The 16,853-nt window shown below is 49.8% G+C and carries 19 protein-coding genes; 8 read left to right on the forward strand and 11 right to left on the reverse strand.

The window, feature by feature from the left end; all coding sequences use genetic code 11:
* The first annotated feature begins 133 nt into the window (after nt 1–133).
* Nucleotides 134–3,067 carry an SdrD B-like domain-containing protein gene (locus J9260_RS09695; RefSeq protein ID WP_210217593.1) on the forward strand — a complete coding sequence of 978 codons (2,934 nt, stop codon included), beginning with the start codon at nt 134–136 and terminating at the stop codon, nt 3,065–3,067.
* 53 nt (nt 3,068–3,120) lie between these two features.
* On the opposite strand, the gene J9260_RS09700 is transcribed toward J9260_RS09695, so the two are convergent.
* The 3 genes from J9260_RS09700 to J9260_RS09710 all read right to left on the reverse strand — a co-directional run bounded on the left by J9260_RS09700 (nt 3,121) and on the right by J9260_RS09710 (nt 6,695).
* Nucleotides 3,121–4,650, reverse strand: coding sequence for a class I SAM-dependent methyltransferase (locus J9260_RS09700; protein ID WP_210217594.1), 1,530 nt, complete (start codon nt 4,648–4,650; stop codon nt 3,121–3,123).
* A gap of 80 nt (nt 4,651–4,730) precedes the next feature.
* Nucleotides 4,731–5,228 (reverse strand): hypothetical protein, encoded by a 498-nt coding sequence (locus tag J9260_RS09705; RefSeq protein ID WP_210217595.1) that lies wholly within the window; start codon nt 5,226–5,228, stop codon nt 4,731–4,733.
* A 96-nt stretch (nt 5,229–5,324) separates the two neighbouring features.
* A complete protein-coding gene (locus tag J9260_RS09710) occupies nt 5,325–6,695 on the reverse strand; it encodes a leucyl aminopeptidase family protein (RefSeq protein WP_210217596.1) in 1,371 nt (456 codons plus the stop codon).
* A gap of 145 nt (nt 6,696–6,840) precedes the next feature.
* On the opposite strand from J9260_RS09710, the gene J9260_RS09715 reads away from it, so the two are divergent.
* Complete coding sequence (locus J9260_RS09715) at nt 6,841–7,674, forward strand: pentapeptide repeat-containing protein (RefSeq protein WP_210217597.1); 834 nt, start codon at nt 6,841–6,843, stop codon at nt 7,672–7,674.
* A 4-nt stretch (nt 7,675–7,678) separates the two neighbouring features.
* On the opposite strand, the gene J9260_RS09720 is transcribed toward J9260_RS09715, so the two are convergent.
* Entirely contained in the window at nt 7,679–8,290 is a 612-nt protein-coding gene (locus J9260_RS09720; protein ID WP_210217598.1) for an IS630 family transposase, read from the reverse strand.
* The gene (locus tag J9260_RS09725) at nt 8,275–8,700 is read right to left on the reverse strand and encodes a helix-turn-helix domain-containing protein (protein WP_210217478.1); all 426 of its coding nucleotides are present in this window, start codon (nt 8,698–8,700) and stop codon (nt 8,275–8,277) included. Before J9260_RS09725 ends, J9260_RS09720 begins: the two co-directional genes overlap by 16 nt.
* A gap of 124 nt (nt 8,701–8,824) precedes the next feature.
* Here J9260_RS09725 and J9260_RS09730 point away from each other — a divergent pair, with 124 nt between their 5' ends.
* Together J9260_RS09730 and J9260_RS09735 are read left to right on the forward strand one after the other, a co-directional pair.
* Nucleotides 8,825–9,337, forward strand: a complete 513-nt coding sequence (locus J9260_RS09730; RefSeq protein WP_210217599.1) for an OmpA family protein — start codon at nt 8,825–8,827, stop codon at nt 9,335–9,337.
* A gap of 18 nt (nt 9,338–9,355) precedes the next feature.
* Complete coding sequence (locus J9260_RS09735; RefSeq protein WP_210217600.1) at nt 9,356–10,078, forward strand: MORN repeat-containing protein; 723 nt, start codon at nt 9,356–9,358, stop codon at nt 10,076–10,078.
* A 147-nt stretch (nt 10,079–10,225) separates the two neighbouring features.
* Here the strand turns inward: J9260_RS09735 and J9260_RS09740 are convergent, their stop codons facing one another.
* The 6 genes from J9260_RS09740 to J9260_RS18810 form a co-directional block, all read right to left on the reverse strand.
* Nucleotides 10,226–10,789 (reverse strand): hypothetical protein, encoded by a 564-nt coding sequence (locus J9260_RS09740; protein ID WP_210217601.1) that lies wholly within the window; start codon nt 10,787–10,789, stop codon nt 10,226–10,228.
* Between the two features lie 4 nt (nt 10,790–10,793).
* Entirely contained in the window at nt 10,794–11,561 is a 768-nt protein-coding gene (cysE, locus tag J9260_RS09745) for a serine O-acetyltransferase (protein WP_210217602.1), read from the reverse strand.
* Nucleotides 11,552–12,703: a homocitrate synthase gene (gene nifV, locus J9260_RS09750; protein WP_210217603.1), complete on the reverse strand. Its 1,152-nt coding sequence runs from the start codon at nt 12,701–12,703 to the stop codon at nt 11,552–11,554. Before nifV ends, cysE begins: the two co-directional genes overlap by 10 nt.
* Before the next feature lie 148 nt (nt 12,704–12,851).
* Nucleotides 12,852–14,411: a SagB/ThcOx family dehydrogenase gene (locus J9260_RS09755; RefSeq protein WP_210217604.1), complete on the reverse strand. Its 1,560-nt coding sequence runs from the start codon at nt 14,409–14,411 to the stop codon at nt 12,852–12,854.
* Nucleotides 14,411–14,818 (reverse strand): Grx4 family monothiol glutaredoxin, encoded by a 408-nt coding sequence (grxD, locus tag J9260_RS09760; RefSeq protein WP_210217605.1) that lies wholly within the window; start codon nt 14,816–14,818, stop codon nt 14,411–14,413. The genes J9260_RS09755 and grxD overlap by 1 nt, the downstream gene beginning before the upstream one ends.
* Before the next feature lie 136 nt (nt 14,819–14,954).
* Nucleotides 14,955–15,086, reverse strand: a complete 132-nt coding sequence (locus J9260_RS18810; RefSeq protein ID WP_281419385.1) for a hypothetical protein — start codon at nt 15,084–15,086, stop codon at nt 14,955–14,957.
* Between J9260_RS18810 and J9260_RS09765 the strand changes: the two genes are divergently transcribed.
* From J9260_RS09765 to J9260_RS09780, 4 genes are all read left to right on the forward strand, one after another.
* On the forward strand, nt 15,085–15,336 hold the full coding sequence (locus J9260_RS09765; RefSeq protein WP_210217606.1) for an AbrB/MazE/SpoVT family DNA-binding domain-containing protein: 252 nt from the start codon (nt 15,085–15,087) through the stop codon (nt 15,334–15,336). The two genes, J9260_RS18810 and J9260_RS09765, sit on opposite strands and share 2 nt — an antisense overlap.
* On the forward strand, nt 15,326–15,700 hold the full coding sequence (locus J9260_RS09770; protein ID WP_210217607.1) for a type II toxin-antitoxin system VapC family toxin: 375 nt from the start codon (nt 15,326–15,328) through the stop codon (nt 15,698–15,700). The genes J9260_RS09765 and J9260_RS09770 overlap by 11 nt, the downstream gene beginning before the upstream one ends.
* Nucleotides 15,655–16,038: an HVO_A0114 family putative DNA-binding protein gene (locus J9260_RS09775; RefSeq protein WP_210217608.1), complete on the forward strand. Its 384-nt coding sequence runs from the start codon at nt 15,655–15,657 to the stop codon at nt 16,036–16,038. The genes J9260_RS09770 and J9260_RS09775 overlap by 46 nt, the downstream gene beginning before the upstream one ends.
* Before the next feature lie 194 nt (nt 16,039–16,232).
* Complete coding sequence (locus J9260_RS09780) at nt 16,233–16,802, forward strand: hypothetical protein (RefSeq protein ID WP_210217609.1); 570 nt, start codon at nt 16,233–16,235, stop codon at nt 16,800–16,802.
* Nucleotides 16,803–16,853 lie beyond the last annotated feature (51 nt).

Raw genomic sequence — 16,853 nt, forward strand, 5'->3', positions numbered from 1 at the left:
AATAGGCTGAGTGGAATATCCATAAAAAATACACACCCAAAGCTTCCTGTGATTTTTTACCTAAATTTCACTTCTACAATGAACCTTCTGTCGCTTAAGTACGACCCACAGCAACAATAAATCAACACGGGGTTTGGAGAAAACATGCACAACGAAGCAAGCAAGCAAGCAAGCAAGCAAGCAAGCAAGCAAGCAAGCAAGCAAGCAAGCAAGCAAGCAAGCAAGCAAGCAAGCAAGCAAGCAAGCAAGCAAGATCATAATAACGGCTTTACTCTTATTTGGCACGAATACTGCGTTCGCTGATATTTCTGGTAAGATTTTCCAAGATTTCAACGCAAATGGCGCATTCGATACAGGGACAGACTTTAATGAGGTAGGCGTTTCAGGCATCACTATTAAGGCATTTGATGCTGACGATCCAGCAGGTACACCAACATCAACATCAACATCAAACACTGACGGCTCTTATACACTTACAGGATTAAGTAGTGGTGCCGATTATCGCCTTGAGTTTTCATGGGTGGAATCATGGTTAAAACCCAGTGCAAGCACAGCAGGCGGTGGTACATCAGTGCAGTTTGCCAAAGATGGCACGATAGCAAATTTTGCTGTGAGTGATCCGAATGATTACTGGGATACGACACAATCCCCCCGTTATGTAATTCCCCAATATTGGAACGGCATAGCAAGTGCTAATACTATAGAACCGGGGGTTACTTCCACCTTGTATCCAAGTACAGGATTAAACTCAAACTATACGGAGGATGATGGTGTTACTCAAGGAACGGGACCAGTTCCCAGAACAGATTTAACCGTCTCTGAAATTGGATCAGTTTGGGGCACTGCTTACCACAAAATACAGAAGCACTTTTATTTCACCACATTTCTTAAACGAAATGTTGGCATGGCTGATGGTGTTGGCTATATTTATAATGCAGACTACAGTGGAGCAACACCTTCTTTAACAGGAAAGTTTGATTTACAAGGTGTTATTCCCACCAATGGTGGTAGTGCCATCGACTTGGGAACAGTCACGCGAACAGGTTCAGATGACTTCACCCTTGCCCTCACTAAGACTGACCCAAGCTGGGATTTAGATGCTTTTGGAAAAGTTGGCACTATGTCTTACGGAGATGCAGATATTCAACCTAACACAGATTATCTTTGGACTGTTAACTTATTCCAGAAAGCCCTTATTCGGGTGGATGTATCAGGCAATCCCAGCAGCACGCCATCTAATATCAACCAATACATTTTAAGTTCGCTCCCTGGTTATCCAACATCGTCAACAGGTATTTTGCGTCCTTGGGGATTAAAATTTGCGTATGGGAAAGGTTATTTAGGCATTATAGATGATGCATCTATATCGTTGCAGCAATCAGACTTAAAGGCAATAGTATTGGAATTTGACCCGAACAATATAACTGCAGGTTTTACCCAAAAACTCAATTTTGATCCCAACATTAAGAGATATATTGCTGATAATCTAATCGAATTCTATCCATGGATAGACACTTATACAGAACCGCCAGTGGAAGTCAGAAGGCGTAATAAAATAATGACCCAACCCGTATTATCAGATATGGAGTTTGACGAACATGGCAATATGTACCTCTCCTTTTTTGACCGTTGGGGTCATCAAATGGGTTACTATAACTATCTCCCAATTAGTGGCGATACGACAAGAGCCATGCCAAGGGTATTTGGAGAAAATCTAAAAGCGTGTAAGGCATCGACAGGTTGGGAGATTGAGGGAGCCGGTAGTTGTCATATTGGAACTGATGAGTTTATTCAAGATATATCAGGAGATTCAGAAAGCGAGTCTTCCCAAGGTGCTATTGCTTTATTAAAAGGGAAAAACCAACTCCTACAAGTTTCGATAGACCCCCATCCACAACTTGACATTGCTCTTCTTGGTGCTGCCTATTGGAATACGCAGGGAACGATTACTTATGACCTAAACAATGGACAAATCAACAATTGGTACTCATTCTATCAAAATTCAGATACAGAACTGTACGGAAAAGCCAATGGTTTAGGTGACGTGGAGTTAATCACACCCCCTGCTCCCATCGAAATCGGCAACCGGGTCTGGCTCGATGCTGACAACGATGGTATTCAGGATGCGGGTGAAAATGGCATCCCTAACGTACAGGTGCAACTGCTTTCCGGGGCTACCGTAGTGGCGACTGCCACCACTGCCGCTGATGGCACGTATTACTTCACCAATGCAGCGGGTACAAATACGGCAAGTAAAATTTATGGCCTTACCCAATTGCAACCGAACACGGCGTATACCGTCAAGTTCCCTACCACAGTGACCGTTTCTGGCACGACGTATAACCTGACGACTGCTACCGCAGGTGGTAATACCCAGATTGACTCGAATGCACCTGCAACGGGTGAGGTCACGGTTGCAGCAGCAGATATTCCCAGCGCGGGGGCAAACAACCATAGCTTTGACGTGGGGTATAGCTCCGCGCCTGCTTGCAGCATTAATACGCCAACGGTAACTACCACTTGTAATAATAACGGTACACCGAGTAACGCCAGCGACGACAAGTTCACCTACAAAATCACCGTAACAGGTTCAAATGTGGGGGCAACGTACAGCATCACTGGCGGTGATACTTACGCCAACCGCAGCTATGGCACAGAGCATACCTCCACCAATAGCTTCCCGATTTCGGGTGGGAATTTAGCGTTGACGCTGACGGATGATACGACCGCAAGCTGTACGTTGAGCAATATTACCGTTACTGCCCCGGCAACGTGTTCCTCTTCCCAGCCTGTTGCAGATTTATCACTCAAAAAAACGGTTGATAAAAATGTGGTTCAGAAAGGCGACACCTTGGTTTACACCATAACCGTCACCAATGCGGGTCCAGATGCTGCGACTGGTGTGGAAGTAAAAGACAAGCTGCCCACCGCCTTAAGCTATGTCAGCGATGATGGACAAGCAGTTTACGGAAGTGATGTTTACGATGACGTGACAGGTATTTGGCAAGTCGGTAGTCTCGCCAAAGATGAATCTAAATCACTAAAAATAACCGCTAAGGTAAATTAATCCTAATCCTGGAGGCGGCAAGCGTTCCCCCTTGTCGCCTCTATCCTTAATGACTAATTTACCAACACCCCGTGCCGGGCAAACACCGTAAGCAAATGCTGCACGTTATCCCGCACTTCCTTGCGACTTCCGGCAACATTGAGTGCGCCACTGGCAACCGCAGCCGAGAGTTTTTCAGTCAATTCACTAATGGTTTGCGTCCCATCCAACTGTTGCAATAAGTGACTGGCAAAAGCATCAACACTCAAACCCAAATGATGCACACTGGCAATGCTTTCCCAACCTTGCGCGGCTTGTAATCGCGCTAAATCGCTGGCTTTAGGACGTTCCGGCACACCCGGATGCATTAAGCACGGTTGCAAATGCCCTAAAACTGCACGATAACTGTACAAACTGAACAACTCGCTCACCAACTCCCCACGTTCTGACACAAAAGATTTACCTCCCGCCGCTTGCACCCGCTGTGCCGCATTCGCCAGTAATTCCGCAAAATCCGGGGTATACGGGTGAACTTCCTGCAAATACAGCAAGGCTGCTTTGCTTAACGGGTGCGCTACGTTCAGCTCGGTATTATCCGGGTACAAAAACGTTGCGGGCGTAGTGCTGGTGAATGAGGCTTCACCTTGCAAACGCAAATTGGCACTGAAATAAAAGGTGGTAAAAACATCCACATCAATGTCACGTTCCAGCGGTAAATCTGCACGGCACAACAAGCTTTGACGGAAAGTACGCATCCGCACGAAATCCATCCACTGCTCGTGCTGCAACGGGTCATCAATATCACCCAAAGCCGCTTGCGCAGGTGGAGTCAAGGTCGTGTCAAACAAAGTGTGTAAATCGGTTTCGCACAAATACTGCAAACCGTGGCGACCGCTATCGGCTAAAAATTCGCTGAACAAAAAGGCATTGTTTTCCCCCGCCAAATATTCATGCAGCAAATAACTCGGATGCGCTTTCAGCAAATAACCGATTTCTTTTTGCACATAACGGTGGCTATCGGCCTGCGCATCCTGCAAAGCGTGTTGTAAACGTTGCAACGCGGCTATCGCCGCATGGTATTTCGCATCCGCCCCTTGTGCATCGCGGGTAGCGTACAACAATAAATCACGCACGCTGCCGCGCATCCGCCAACCTGGAAGCACGTTATAACTGATGTAAGCAATGCCATTCGGGGTTAAACAGTCACGCGCCAACGCCAAAATTTTCTCACGCACGGCGGTCGGAACCCACGAATACACCCCGTGCGCAATAATGTAATCAAACTGCCCCAATTGCGCTGGATCTAGCTCCAGAATATCGCCCACATCCAAACGGATATTGCCTAACCCTAACGCCTCAATCACCGCTTGACCAATCGCGACTTGCGGCGCGGAAAGCTCGACACCCACAAATTCGCTGTGCGGTAAACACCACGCCATCGGAATAATATTGCCCCCGGTAGCTGAACCCAACTCCAACACGCGACACTGCTGCGCCAACGGGGTTTGCACCCCAAATAAACGACCTAATGCCGCCAGATTACCGGGATGGGTTTCGGGGAAAGGATTGGTTTCATAGGTGAGTTCATCGTAAAAATCGACCATCGCGCAGGCTTCCTGTGTTAAGTGCCACTATTCTGGAGGATTTTACGCAACCGACACAAGGTCGTTTTCACGGGTAGCTTTTAGTTCGCGGGCAACGCTAACACCATTTGAAATTCCTCACGCTGCCCGTCCGCGTGTTTAATCCAGAAATTTTGCACTGCCACATTCAAATCGTCTACCCGTACAAAACGCAAGGTGTACGAGCCAAGCTCTTGCTGGGGCAATAAGCGTGCCGTCGGGCTGGCTGCCCAAGCCAACATATTGCGGCTAACGTTACGGATATAGGCCGTCGCGGTTGCACTCCCCAACTGATGGGTGGCAATCATTGCCTTAAGTTCCTGCAACATCGCCGCATCTTTCACAGGGGTAAATCGCCCGCCGTCGTCATACTCTACCCGCCCCAACACGTCGTATAACAACTGTGTGTGCAGGGCTTGCTCTTCACTAGCTTGTGTTTTTGGTGAAAAAACAAACAAGAAGATCGCTACTAAAGCGTAAATAAAAATCGCCAGCCAAATCGCGTGGCGAATCGAAGCCGCCAACGGGGATGGCGAGGAAGAAGGTTGTGACGAACTCATAAGGCTTCCTAACACTAAACACTAACTAGCCCTAATTATAGGCAATAATTTAGCAAACTGAATACTGCCTGAATAAAAAAGTTCATCACTTTGGGGTTATGACCGATAATTGGTCTTAAAATACCGATAGACTGCAAGCAATCCCATCGCTTCACCACCGATAGGACGACCCGCACGGGCGCGAGTGTTCCAAGCCATCATATCAAAGTGCGCCCAAGGCAAATTTTCAGGCACAAATTCATTCAAAAATAACGCAGCCGTAATCGCCCCGCCGTAACTACCGCCGCTGTTTTGGAAGTCGGCAAACTGGCTTTTGAGTTGCGCGAAATACGGTTTGTGTAACGGTAAATTCCAAATCAGTTCATTCGCCGCTTCCGAAGCCGCTTGCAACGCGCAGGTCAACGGTTTGTCATTACAGAAAAACACTGGGATTTCCGTACCCAACGCCACCCGCGCAGCACCGGTTAAAGTGGCAAAATCCAGCAACAATTCCGGCTGTTGTTCAACCGCAGCGGTGAACGCATCACATAACACCAAACGCCCTTCCGCATCGGTATTATCCACCTCCACCGATTTACCCGCGCGAGTGCTGAGAATATCGCCGGGACGGAACGCATCCCCACCCACCGCGTTTTCCACCGCCGCAATCAACACATGCAAATGCACCGGCAAACCCGTTGCCATGATTAATTGCGCCAAACCCAGCGCGTGCGCCGCGCCGCCCATGTCTTTTTGCATCAAGCGCATGTATTGCGACGGTTTGAGATCCAGCCCGCCGGTATCAAAACACACGCCCTTGCCCACCACTGCAATATGTGGGTGTTGCGGATTTCCCCACTGCAATTCCAGTAAACGCGGCGCATGAGAACTGGCACGCCCCACCGCATGAATTGCCGGATAATTTTCTGTCAGCAACGCCTCACCCACCACTTCACGAAAACTCGCGCCATAAGTGCTTGCCAAACGTTGTGCTGCGGCGGATAAATCCTCCGGCATCATATGATTCGCAGGCGTATTGATTAGATCACGCACCAAACTAATCGCCTGCACAAAAGCGTCGACACGCGCCTGATCAGCATCGGCAAATAAATGCGGCAATGCCTTATCTGGTGCAGATTTAAACGTATCAAAACGGTAACAACCCAAGCCCCAGCCAATAGCAGCGGCGGTGCGTTGTTCCACTGTCCAATCGGTTTGCAAGTGGTAATTACCAGCCGGTAATTTTTCCGGCAAACCGGCTAATGACCACTCATAACCTTCACTCACGTCATACGCAGCCAACACACAATGGATTCCACCCGCCTGATTAGGCACTACGCAAATCTGCCCTGCTTTAGCGGTAAAACCATTTAATTGTGCCCATTGTTGCGCCATTGCAGGTAAGGCATCGCTGATGCTTTGCCAGTTTGTGGCGGTAACAGGGATGAGGGCGATGGAGCCGTGAGCGGGCGTTTGAGTGAGTGACATAATGAAATCCTAAAGGTTTTATTGGATAAATTGAGGTATACCAATCATCCCTAAAAATATCCAGCCCATCGCGATAGAAAAGACTTATCGCAAAGCCATTCCTGATAATTGACACATGACACTTATCTGATAAGGAAAACCTCACATGAACCTAAAACACCCTCTATTCACTGCATCCGCCCTGCTATTGGTTAACTTGCTGTTAGCACCGCTGTCGCAGGCTGCCACGCCGCCCGATTACGGATACGCTGAATTACAAGGCATTAATCTCAGTAGCAAAGACATTGCCGGTGGCAAACTAGACAACCTGAAAATCACTGATGCCGATTTTAGCGGGATTGATTTACGCAACAGCAGTGCGACTTATGCGGAATTTACCAACGTCAATTTCAGTGGTGCAGACTTACGCGGCGTTAAGTTCAAATACGCGAAATTCATTGATTGTGACCTGAGCAATGTGCGTCTCGCCAATGCTGATCTCGAACACGCAAAATTTATCGGCAGCACCCGCTTATCAGCGGATGATATGGGTGAAGCTCAACTCAGCAATACGGCATTACCAGAAACCAACGCGGTACAAGCCCCTATCGCTTCTCCGGTGTTGACGGCGATTACAGTTGCACCGAATTTGCCTGCGTATCCGACAGCACCGCAATCACTCAAACCTTATGCCTACAGCAAACTGTCAGATGTTAAATTCAGCGGCAAGAATTTGCAAAAAGCTGATTTTAAATACGCTGAACTCAACAATATTGATTTTTCCAACAGTGACTTACGCGGAGCTGATTTTTCCCATGCAAAACTGCGTAATGTTAGTTTCCAAGGTAGTAATCTTGATGGGGCGAATCTGAGCAATACCAAACTGTTCAATGCTAATCTGCAACAAACCAGCGTCAGTAATACCCTCTTTGCTTATGCGGAGTTTGATGATGGCTCTGATTTGCGCGGGGTAGACTTCTCTTCTGCACAAATGCGTTAAGTAATTATCCAAAAGTTATCGTGTATTTTTCGCCAAAGCCAGCCAGTATAGCTAACACCAGTTCCTTCATGTCCTTGTAGCTTTTATAGGCATCCAGCGGCAACCATTCATATTTGATTTTTCGCCAGAGTATTTCGATAGGATTGAGTTCAGGGCTGTAGGTTGGCAAAAAATGTAAGCAAATTCCCGCCAACATCCAATCTTCACGTTTACCAAGAAAGGCTTTGCTGGTTTGTATCGGGGCGTTATCCAGAATAACCAAGCAAGGTATTTTTGTTTGTGCAAATTCTTCGGCATAACGGTCAGCAAAGGCATTAAAGGCGGCGATGGCAGCTTGTGAGTCAACGCGCCCTTCCACCGTGTGGAAAAAACTATCGTTGTCTAGGCTCATAAAACCCAAGACATTCAAGCGTTTGCTCTGAGCTGTGAGTAGCCTGCGTGTTTCCCCCCGTTTCTGCCACCCGTAAGGGACGCAAGGAGTTGTGGTAAAACCTGAACCATCGAAGTAGTAAATAAGCAACTTGCCAGCCGCCGCTTGCTGGTGGAGTAATGCTTGAATTTCCTGCTCACGCTTGAAAGCCACGGGGTCACGTTTATCTTTCAATGAGTTACGCATCCGCTTCCAGAGGTAGTGGAACTTTTTTTTAACAGGCGTTTCAAGGTGCTGGTACTGGCTACTTTCTGGGTTAGATCAGCCAGTTTGGTTTGAGCCGTCTTGATTTGGCGTGGCTCTTCGTCCACTAGGGTTTTCAACAACGCTACTTCAGCTTCTGTGTATATCCGGGGGCAACCAGAGCGGGGACGGTCGTAAAGTCCCAGCAGCCCTTCATGTTCCCAGCGGTCGAGCCACTCACTGATGGCATCGCGCCGTACATCCAAGATTGACCACAGTTCCGCAAGGGTAAAGCCGCGTGTACTCAACAAAATTGCTTGCGCACGTTGACGACAGCGGAATGTAGGGTGGTTCATATACATTTCCTGCAAGGTCACGCGGATTTCTTCAGGGATCGGCTGGGCAAATTTCATCGGTGCGGACATTCTTAAGTGACAAACTACCAGTTTACACCAGCAGGATCTTATACGTGGAAACTTCTAGCTAGTTACTTATGTAAAAATGTTGAATGTTAATTACGCACAAACAATACCGACAATGCAGGCGAATACACAGGTACAGAATCAAGAACCGCCACAAGAAAACACGCCACAACTGATTTCATCCAAACATATTGAAGAAGCCCTGACACCTAAAACTAATAACGCGGGCAATATTGAACAGCCTGCTTTCATTAATCTGTCAATCCAGTTTGAATTTAATGCCAGCGATGTAAAACCCACTTCCGTGGTGCAACTGGCAGAACTTGCAAAAGCCTTACAAAGTGATGCCCTTAATCACGCAAATATCTTAATCGAAGGTCACACCGATGATATTGGCGGCGAAGACTATAACCGCGTGTTATCCGAACGACGCGCAACCAGTGTTTACACGATTCTCTCACAAGATTTTGGCGTACCATTTCATCGCCTCAAACCGATTGGCTTTGGTAAATCCCGCCCCATTGCCGACAACATTAGCGAGGAAGGACGCGCTCAGAATCGCCGCGTCACCATTGTGAATCTTGCGGCGCCGCAAATCTCCAGCACTGCGGCAACCAAACATTTTTAAATTAACAGGAACGACACCATGAAATCGCATTTATTGAAACTCACACTTTTAACGTGCCTATCGTTATTAACTGGCGTTGCTAATGCAGAAGGCAATTGGATAACTGACCAAAACGGCTGCAAACATTGGAATCCCAATCCCCAAGTAGGAGAAACAATCACTTGGAGTGGTGAATGCAAAGACGGCTATGCATCAGGACAAGGAAAAGCCACATGGTACTTTAATGGAAAAGAAAATAGTTGGGAGGAAGGTACATTTTCCGGCGGAAAACTCAATGGATATGGGGAAATGTATGACTATAACAATAAATCCACCATAGAAGGGAAATTTATTAATAGTGAACCAAGCGGGGAAATTACCATACACTATGATTCTCCTATAGGAGTAGCAGATGTTATTAAGATAACTGCTGATTATAAGACCCTTAAAAATAAATTGGGATATGCCACACGAACGCTAAAGGATGGAACAGTAGAAACCATGTATATGGCAGAGGGAAAGACTTATCAAGACAAGGAAGCTTACGAGGCTTCCAAGAAAACCTTTGGCAACAGATCGACTACATCAGGTAGCTGTGTCGATGAGTGCGACAGAATACTCAATCGAGAAAAAACAAATTGTTCTGATATTTTCACTAAAGGCTCAAAAGAATCGACTGAGTGCCTTAAAGAAGCGATGGACGATTATAATACCTGTAAAGTTGATTGCCGCCACGCACGTTCATTACACGGCGGATTCTGAAGAAAGTGACGCGACGATTCACGCCCGACGTTTCAACCATTGCAGAATAAAAGCTGCAATGGTGTCAGGTTGGTTGAGGTCGAGTTTAGCGAGGTGTGTTGGCAGGACTGTAAACCCGCCGCTTTCAAGCGGCGAAACTGGCTTGTTTCAGTGCAAATTGATGTGCGATCGCCCTGAGTCGCCCGCCACTTTGCGCAACACCGCCACCCCTTGCTGCTCATACAAATGTTCCTGCGCCAGCGTCAGCAACGCCTTCGCACCCAGCCGGTCATTACTGTCGATGTCCACCAGCGTTTGCAGCCGCCCGACCGCATCAGCCAATTCGCCCAGCCGCATTTCCAGATAGCCTGCGCCCTTGTGCGCCATCAGGTAAAAGCGCGTTAAGGTCATGGATACCAGTACTCCCTGCCCCAGATGCAAGCGGGTTAAGTGCCGCCAGTCTTCCGGCAGGTGCAAACGTTTGCCGCTGACGGCGATGGCTTTGTGTGCCACGTTCAGCGCATCCGGCAGGCGGTGTTGGTAGTAGAAATAGCGGTACAGCGCGACCAGTACGTTTAAATCTTCGGGAGCGAGGAAGTAAGCACGCAGTAACAGCGTTTCGGCTTCTGGCTGCGGATATAAGCCAGATGCTTCCTCCAGCAATATGGCGATTTCCGGGTCAATCGTGGCGTTGAAGTAAAGGTCTTCGGCTTCAAAATCTTGTAAATCCATCGGGTTAAACTCCTCCTGTTTTGTAGAATGTGATTGGTTTTATGTTCAGTTCTGGCTCGTTGTCGCAGAGGTCACGGGCATCGCAATGGTTGCATTCTGCGCTATCGTCTTCTTGTTCGGGTAAGCAGCCGCGCGTGCCGGTGGCTTCTTCGAGTAAGCGGATGCGGTCGAGCAGGCACTGGATTGCGCCTGCTACCGGGTCAGGAATCAGGTGATGGTTGAGGTCGATGCCTTCGGGGTTGTCATTGCGGGCGACTTTGTTTTGCACGATTTTGCCGGGGATGCCGACCACGGTTTTGCCCGCAGGAATGTTTTTGACCACCACGGAATTGGAGCCAACCCGCACGTCGTTGCCCAGCTCAATCGGGCCGAGGATTTTTGCACCTGCCCCGACGACCACGCGGTTGCCCAAAGTTGGGTGGCGTTTGCCCTTGTTCCAAGATACGCCGCCGAGGGTCACGCCGTGGTAGAGGGTCACGTCGTCACCGATCTCGGCGGTTTCGCCTATCACCACGCAAGCACCGTGGTCGATGAAAAAGCGTCGCCCGATTTTCGCACCGGGATGGATGTCGATATTCGTCCAAAAGCGGGCGAAGTAAGAAATAAAGCGCGGGAAATAACGCCAGTTGCGTTTCCACAAGCTGTGAGCGATACGCTGCAACATGACCGCGTGGATGCCGGGGTAGAGCGAGGCAACTTCCAAGCGGGAACGGGCGGCGGGGTCGCGTTGGAAGACGCAGGTGATGTCTTCGCGGATCAGTTCTAACAACATACCATTACCTCTGGTAAACAGGTTTGTTGTAGGAATTGCTGTAAATCATCGGGCGTGGGAGGGCGTTTATGCTGGGTGGAAAAGCGTCGCACCAGCGCGAGAATCGCTTCCGCCTGTTCATGCGCCAGTTGTACGCCGAGCAGTGCGTAGGCACGCTGTACCCCGTGTGTACCGGAATGTTTGCCCAGCACCAGTTGGTGATGCCGCCCCATGTCCGCCGGATCGACACCTTGGTAATTGCGCGAATCTTTCAGCAAGCCATCGACGTGGATGCCGGATTCGTGGGTGAATACGCCTTCGCCGACCAGACTTTTTTGCCAGCCAACCGAGTGTCCAGAAGCTTTTTCCACCAGCAAGGAAAGCTTGGGGAAGCGTTTTAAGTTAACGCCGCAATCCAGCCCGTACAAACGCCCCAGCCCCAATGCGACTTCTTCCAACGGCGCATTGCCAGCCCGTTCGCCAAGCCCGTGTACAGTAGTGTTGATGTGAGTTGCACCTGCACGCGCCGCTGCGAGGGAATTCGCGGTGGCAAGACCGAGATCGTCATGGGCGTGCATTTCAAGGTCGAGGTCGGTGTGGGCACGCAGGGCTGATAGCCAGTCGTGGGTCGCAAACGGTTCGAGGATGCCCACCGTGTCAGCGAAACGAAAGCGTTGTGCGCCCGCCGCTTGTGCGGTTTCCAGCACTTGTAACAGGAAATCGCGGTCAGCGCGGGACGCATCTTCACCACCGACTGCAACCATCAAGCCCAGATCGTTGGCGATGTGTACGTGTTCGCGGATTTGTTGCAATACCCAAGCGCGGTCACGCTTGAGCTTGTGGAAAATTTGCTGGTCGGAAACCGAGATGGAAATGTCGATCATGTCCACCCCCAAATCGCGGCACAGCAGGATGTCGTCGCGGCGCATCCGGCTCCACACCATCAGCCGCGCATTCAAGCCAAGGATAGCAACGGCACGGATGGAGTCGCGTTCTTCCTCGCCCATCGCAGGGATGCCGACTTCGAGTTCGGGTACGCCCAACGCATCCAGCCCGCGTGCAATCGCCAGCTTTTCCGTGAGGGAAAAAGCCACGCCTGCGGACTGTTCGCCGTCGCGCAGGGTGGTGTCGTTGATGGTGATGAAACGCTTGCTGTGGTGCATGGTATTGACCTTGCTGGTGCTATTGGGCTGTTATCAGCAAGTCTTGTGCCAGATGGATTATCTTATTGTTATTAATTGTATTTTTATTTTATTTGGATAATGACTGTTAGGTTTGCGACAAGCCATTATGAGTGACCTGTTGCGCATCTCACAATTGTTCAGGTGCTTGGCGTTCTTTGGGTAGGTGGGAATAAGGGGGCAGCATTTCCAGCCGGGTGTCGATCACAGGGCTACCTACGGTGAAATGGTAGAGGCTTTGGAATTGGGTATCCTGCAAGCCCAGCACTTCATGCACGCTGTCGTCGAAGAAACAGCCGATGCCTGTGCCGCGTACTCCGGCGGCTTCCGCTTCGAGGTACAGCACTTGCCCCAGTAACCCGGCTTCCCAGTACAGGTGGCGGTAAACGTGTGCGCCTTCTGTCAAGCCTGAATCGAATTCCGCCAACATGCCGAGGCTGAAACTGCTGGTGGAGGCGATGTCTTGGTGGCAGGAAAGCGTGCGAGCGGCTTTGCGGGCATCGGCTTCCAGCAGGTGGAACAGCGGTAATTCCGCCGGACAGCCTTCCGGTTTTTGCCAAAGGAAATCGGGATTCATCGCAGAGCGCAAGGTAGCTTCGGCTGTTGCATGGCGTGGTAAGGCGTATAGACCAGCAGGTAAACCTTCGACGCGATGCACGAATAAGACCGGATGCAGGCGGATGGGCAATGTCCATACATCCCACGGTACGGGATTGCTGGCAGGCAGTAAGGTGGACAACATTGCGTAGAACGTGTCGCGGGGCAGAGAGCTGGTTTTGCCGCTGAAGGCTTGGGCACTACGGCGTTGGCGAATCAGCGGGATTAGGTCGGGTTGAGGGGCGGCGAGGGATGAAGAGGGCGAATGCCATTCGCCCCCACGAAGAGATGCGGTGGCGGTGGTTACTGCGTCGATGATTGCCCAATGGTGTTTGGGGAAGCCGCCCAATGCGTTGGCTTTGCCGTACCATTGCGTGACGTTTGGGAGGTGGTAGGGAGTGGGCGAGCCTGTGTGAATGCGTAAAAGCATATCGGGGTGTTCGGCTTCTGCATCGGTGAAATCGTCCGCCCGGTCGAGTCCTAATAACGCGGCGATGTCAGCATCAGTGACGGGGAGTAATTCCACCTGCAAGCCAAGGGCTGCGGCGGCATAGCGGATTGCACCCAAGGCATGACCCGCATCGAGTTGCACGTAGCGGAAAGCGCGTTCGCCGTATTTCCACGCTTCGCGCCAAGCGATGCTGCTCAAACCGAGCAGGAGTTGTGGTGGGGAATCGCTGTCAGCCAGTTTGCCGCGTAATTCCAGCGCGTGTTCGTGCGGGGCGTAGTGGTAAACACCATCGTCCAGCCCGTCGATACCGTTGGCGATAACGTAGCCTTCGGTGGGATGCAAGTTGCCGCTGGAGGGGTTGCAACGCAATGCCCAACGGTCGGGGCCGTATTGCTTCCACGCGGATAGACCTAGGGAGAGTTCGAGCAGGGCGGCAATGGCAGGAAGATTTCCCCCCATCCCCAGCCCTTCCCCAGCAAGGGTTGAAGGGAGCAACGGCAACTCCACCACTTCTGCACCCACGAATCGCCGGAACGGGTTCGGCTGTTGATCCCAGTCTAGGTAGTCGGGGCCTTTGGCGTAGGCATCCAGACGGTGTTTGGTGCGTTCGTGGTAAGCACGTACTGTTTGCGTTGTGTCCATTACAGGGTGAGTTGTACCAGATTGTTAGCGGCGGTTGCCGGTTCAGTCATGGTAGCGGAAACGCTCGGTGCAAGCAGTTTCCCTTGTTTTACCAGTGCTGCGAGCATGGTTTGCAATTCACCACTGTTGTACAGCTCTTCCACAATATCGCTCCCACCGACCAATTCGCCGCCAACAAAGACTTGCGGAAAGGTGGGGAATTGCGAAAAACGCGGCAGGTATTCGTAAATAAACGGTGATTTCAGCACGTTGACGTAGGCGAATTCCACCCCGGTCTTTTTCAGGTAGCCGACCGCTTTGCCGGAAAAGCCGCATTCGGGCGCGTCGGGCGTGCCTTTCATGTAGATCATCACTGCGTTGTCGGTGACTTGCTGCTGGATTTTTTCCAGTGTTTTATTGCTGCTCATGGGGTGTTCCTGTCAGGTGAACGAATAGAGGAGTTATAGCAGGAAACGTGCCAGCCTAAATTTCCCATTTTTTATCAATCACCTGTGATTTTTTTTGCGGTCGTTTGAATGGTGGGTTCAGGACGATTTGTCGAGTTCACGACACTGTTGCAAGCTGTTTATCGCCAGCCATGCAGGCAATCATTGGCAAAAGATTCATTTGCCAATAGATATGTTTACCACTATCTTTAAGAGACCAATCCATCAGATCTGCCAAGGTAACAGCCATGCAAGAATGTACCATCGCCATCGGGCAAAATGGTCGTCTCGTCATCCCGACAGCCATGCGTAAAGCACTGAATTTGCAGGAAGGGCAACGCCTGCGGCTGCGACTTGAAAACGATTCCATCATCATGGAAAAGCCCGTCGATATTGTAAAAAAACTGCAACACCGTTTCCGTAAAGTGTCTGTAAGTCTAGCAAATGAGCTAATTCAGGAACGTCGTCAGGAAGCGGCAAAGGAAAACCATGATTCTTGATGCTTCAGCACTGCTGGCTTTGTTACAGGACGAGCCGGGCGCAGACAAAGTGCAAGCGGTGTTGCACCGCGCCACTATCAATACCGTCAATTGGTCGGAGGTTATCCAGAAACTCTCGGTACATGATCCCGACGCGGCAGACATTCGTGCCGAAATAGAGTTAACCGGCTTAAAAATCATGCCATTCAGCATCGACCAAGCCGAAATCGGCGCAAGCCTTTGGAAACAAGCCAAACCCTTTGGGCTGTCACTGGCTGACCGCGCCTGCATTGCGACAGGCATTGATCGCAAAATGGACGTAATGACCACGGACAAGATTTGGCAAGAAATGGCGTTGCCGATTACCATCCACGTTATTCGGTAGGCAACATCGAAAAGCGTGCACTGACCATCACCCTGCAAGCTGACGGGAAGGCTGCCGGAAAAGCCGCGCAGAAAGGCAGCTATCAGGGTGAAACCCTCAATTTTCAGTCACCCGGCGCATTCTTTTCCCGCCTGACTGAACGCCGGTGGACGATCATCAACACCTTGCAGCAAGGCGGGGCGATGGGCGTGCGTGAGCTTGCGCGTCAGGTTGGGCGCGATGTGAAGTGGGTGCATGAAGATGTTCAGGTATTGCTGGAGCTGGGGTTGATTGAAAAAATGACTACGTTGCACTGGTTTGCCCTTACGCTGATATTCATGTGGACATGCACATCATAACTCGAGAGCACGTTGCTATGATGTGTTCGGGCAGCGATGAAGTATATACCTCAAGCTATCGACCATCATTCATTTATAATCAATATGTTGTATATTTTCAATCAACGCATCAAGATGCATCAAGTCAGAGTTGACATGATTAATTGATGCGAATATTATTCTTCCTCAAGATTTAACATCAAGAGGACTTGATCATGAGCGACAAAGATTATTCGTTAGATGCACTTAACCGATTCTTTGACTACGCTGCAATCAAAGGAATCCTGAAGCGAAACACAGCTCAGAGCAGAAAACTCGCTGCAAACAAGATATTGTCTATACTTGAAGCGCATGAGAAAACGGATCTGCGTTTGATTGACATTGAAAGCGTATTTGATCGTTTCCAGAACCTTCAAAGTACTGATTACAAACCTGAAAGCCTGCAAGTGTACCTTAGCCGCCTGAGAACTGCTCTTTCTGATTTCTTTAGCTACGTTGGCAATCCATCAAGTTTTAAACCTGCGAGTAACCAGCAACGTTCTCGTTCAAAAAGCTCAAATGGAAACAACACGAAAAAGCAAGGCACTGACAGTGTAGAGGATAACAGTACAGAAAAAGTTGTTCGGGCAATCACACATCACGACATTGAACACATTGTTGTCCCTGTTCCACTGAGGGAAGGATTAACCATTAAAATTAGCAACCTACCAGCAGATCTAACGGTTTCTGAGGCAAATAGACTAGCTGCTATCATCAAGGCATTTGCAGTGCAAGAAGGAGGGTAAAACAAGGGGGACTGCAAGCCCCCCTCGTAAGTTGCAGAAGAATGGGAAGCC

It is taken from the genome of Thiothrix unzii (genome assembly GCF_017901175.1).
Classification (GTDB): Bacteria; Pseudomonadota; Gammaproteobacteria; order Thiotrichales; family Thiotrichaceae; genus Thiothrix; species Thiothrix unzii.

Coding starts and splice junctions, on each gene's coding strand:
- J9260_RS09700 (WP_210217594.1), bottom strand. CDS start 4,650: ATGGTCGATTTTTACGATGAACTCACCTATGAAACCAATCCTTTCCCC.
- J9260_RS09705 (WP_210217595.1), bottom strand. CDS start 5,228: ATGAGTTCGTCACAACCTTCTTCCTCGCCATCCCCGTTGGCGGCTTCG.
- J9260_RS09710 (WP_210217596.1), bottom strand. CDS start 6,695: ATGTCACTCACTCAAACGCCCGCTCACGGCTCCATCGCCCTCATCCCT.
- J9260_RS09715 (WP_210217597.1), top strand. CDS start 6,841: ATGAACCTAAAACACCCTCTATTCACTGCATCCGCCCTGCTATTGGTT.
- J9260_RS09720 (WP_210217598.1), bottom strand. CDS start 8,290: ATGCGTAACTCATTGAAAGATAAACGTGACCCCGTGGCTTTCAAGCGT.
- J9260_RS09725 (WP_210217478.1), bottom strand. CDS start 8,700: ATGAAATTTGCCCAGCCGATCCCTGAAGAAATCCGCGTGACCTTGCAG.
- J9260_RS09730 (WP_210217599.1), top strand. CDS start 8,825: ATGCAGGCGAATACACAGGTACAGAATCAAGAACCGCCACAAGAAAAC.
- J9260_RS09735 (WP_210217600.1), top strand. CDS start 9,356: ATGAAATCGCATTTATTGAAACTCACACTTTTAACGTGCCTATCGTTA.
- J9260_RS09740 (WP_210217601.1), bottom strand. CDS start 10,789: ATGGATTTACAAGATTTTGAAGCCGAAGACCTTTACTTCAACGCCACG.
- cysE (WP_210217602.1), bottom strand. CDS start 11,561: ATGTTGTTAGAACTGATCCGCGAAGACATCACCTGCGTCTTCCAACGC.
- nifV (WP_210217603.1), bottom strand. CDS start 12,703: ATGCACCACAGCAAGCGTTTCATCACCATCAACGACACCACCCTGCGC.
- J9260_RS09755 (WP_210217604.1), bottom strand. CDS start 14,411: ATGGACACAACGCAAACAGTACGTGCTTACCACGAACGCACCAAACAC.
- grxD (WP_210217605.1), bottom strand. CDS start 14,818: ATGAGCAGCAATAAAACACTGGAAAAAATCCAGCAGCAAGTCACCGAC.
- J9260_RS09765 (WP_210217606.1), top strand. CDS start 15,085: ATGCAAGAATGTACCATCGCCATCGGGCAAAATGGTCGTCTCGTCATC.
- J9260_RS18810 (WP_281419385.1), bottom strand. CDS start 15,086: ATGGCTGTTACCTTGGCAGATCTGATGGATTGGTCTCTTAAAGATAGT.
- J9260_RS09770 (WP_210217607.1), top strand. CDS start 15,326: ATGATTCTTGATGCTTCAGCACTGCTGGCTTTGTTACAGGACGAGCCG.
- J9260_RS09780 (WP_210217609.1), top strand. CDS start 16,233: ATGAGCGACAAAGATTATTCGTTAGATGCACTTAACCGATTCTTTGAC.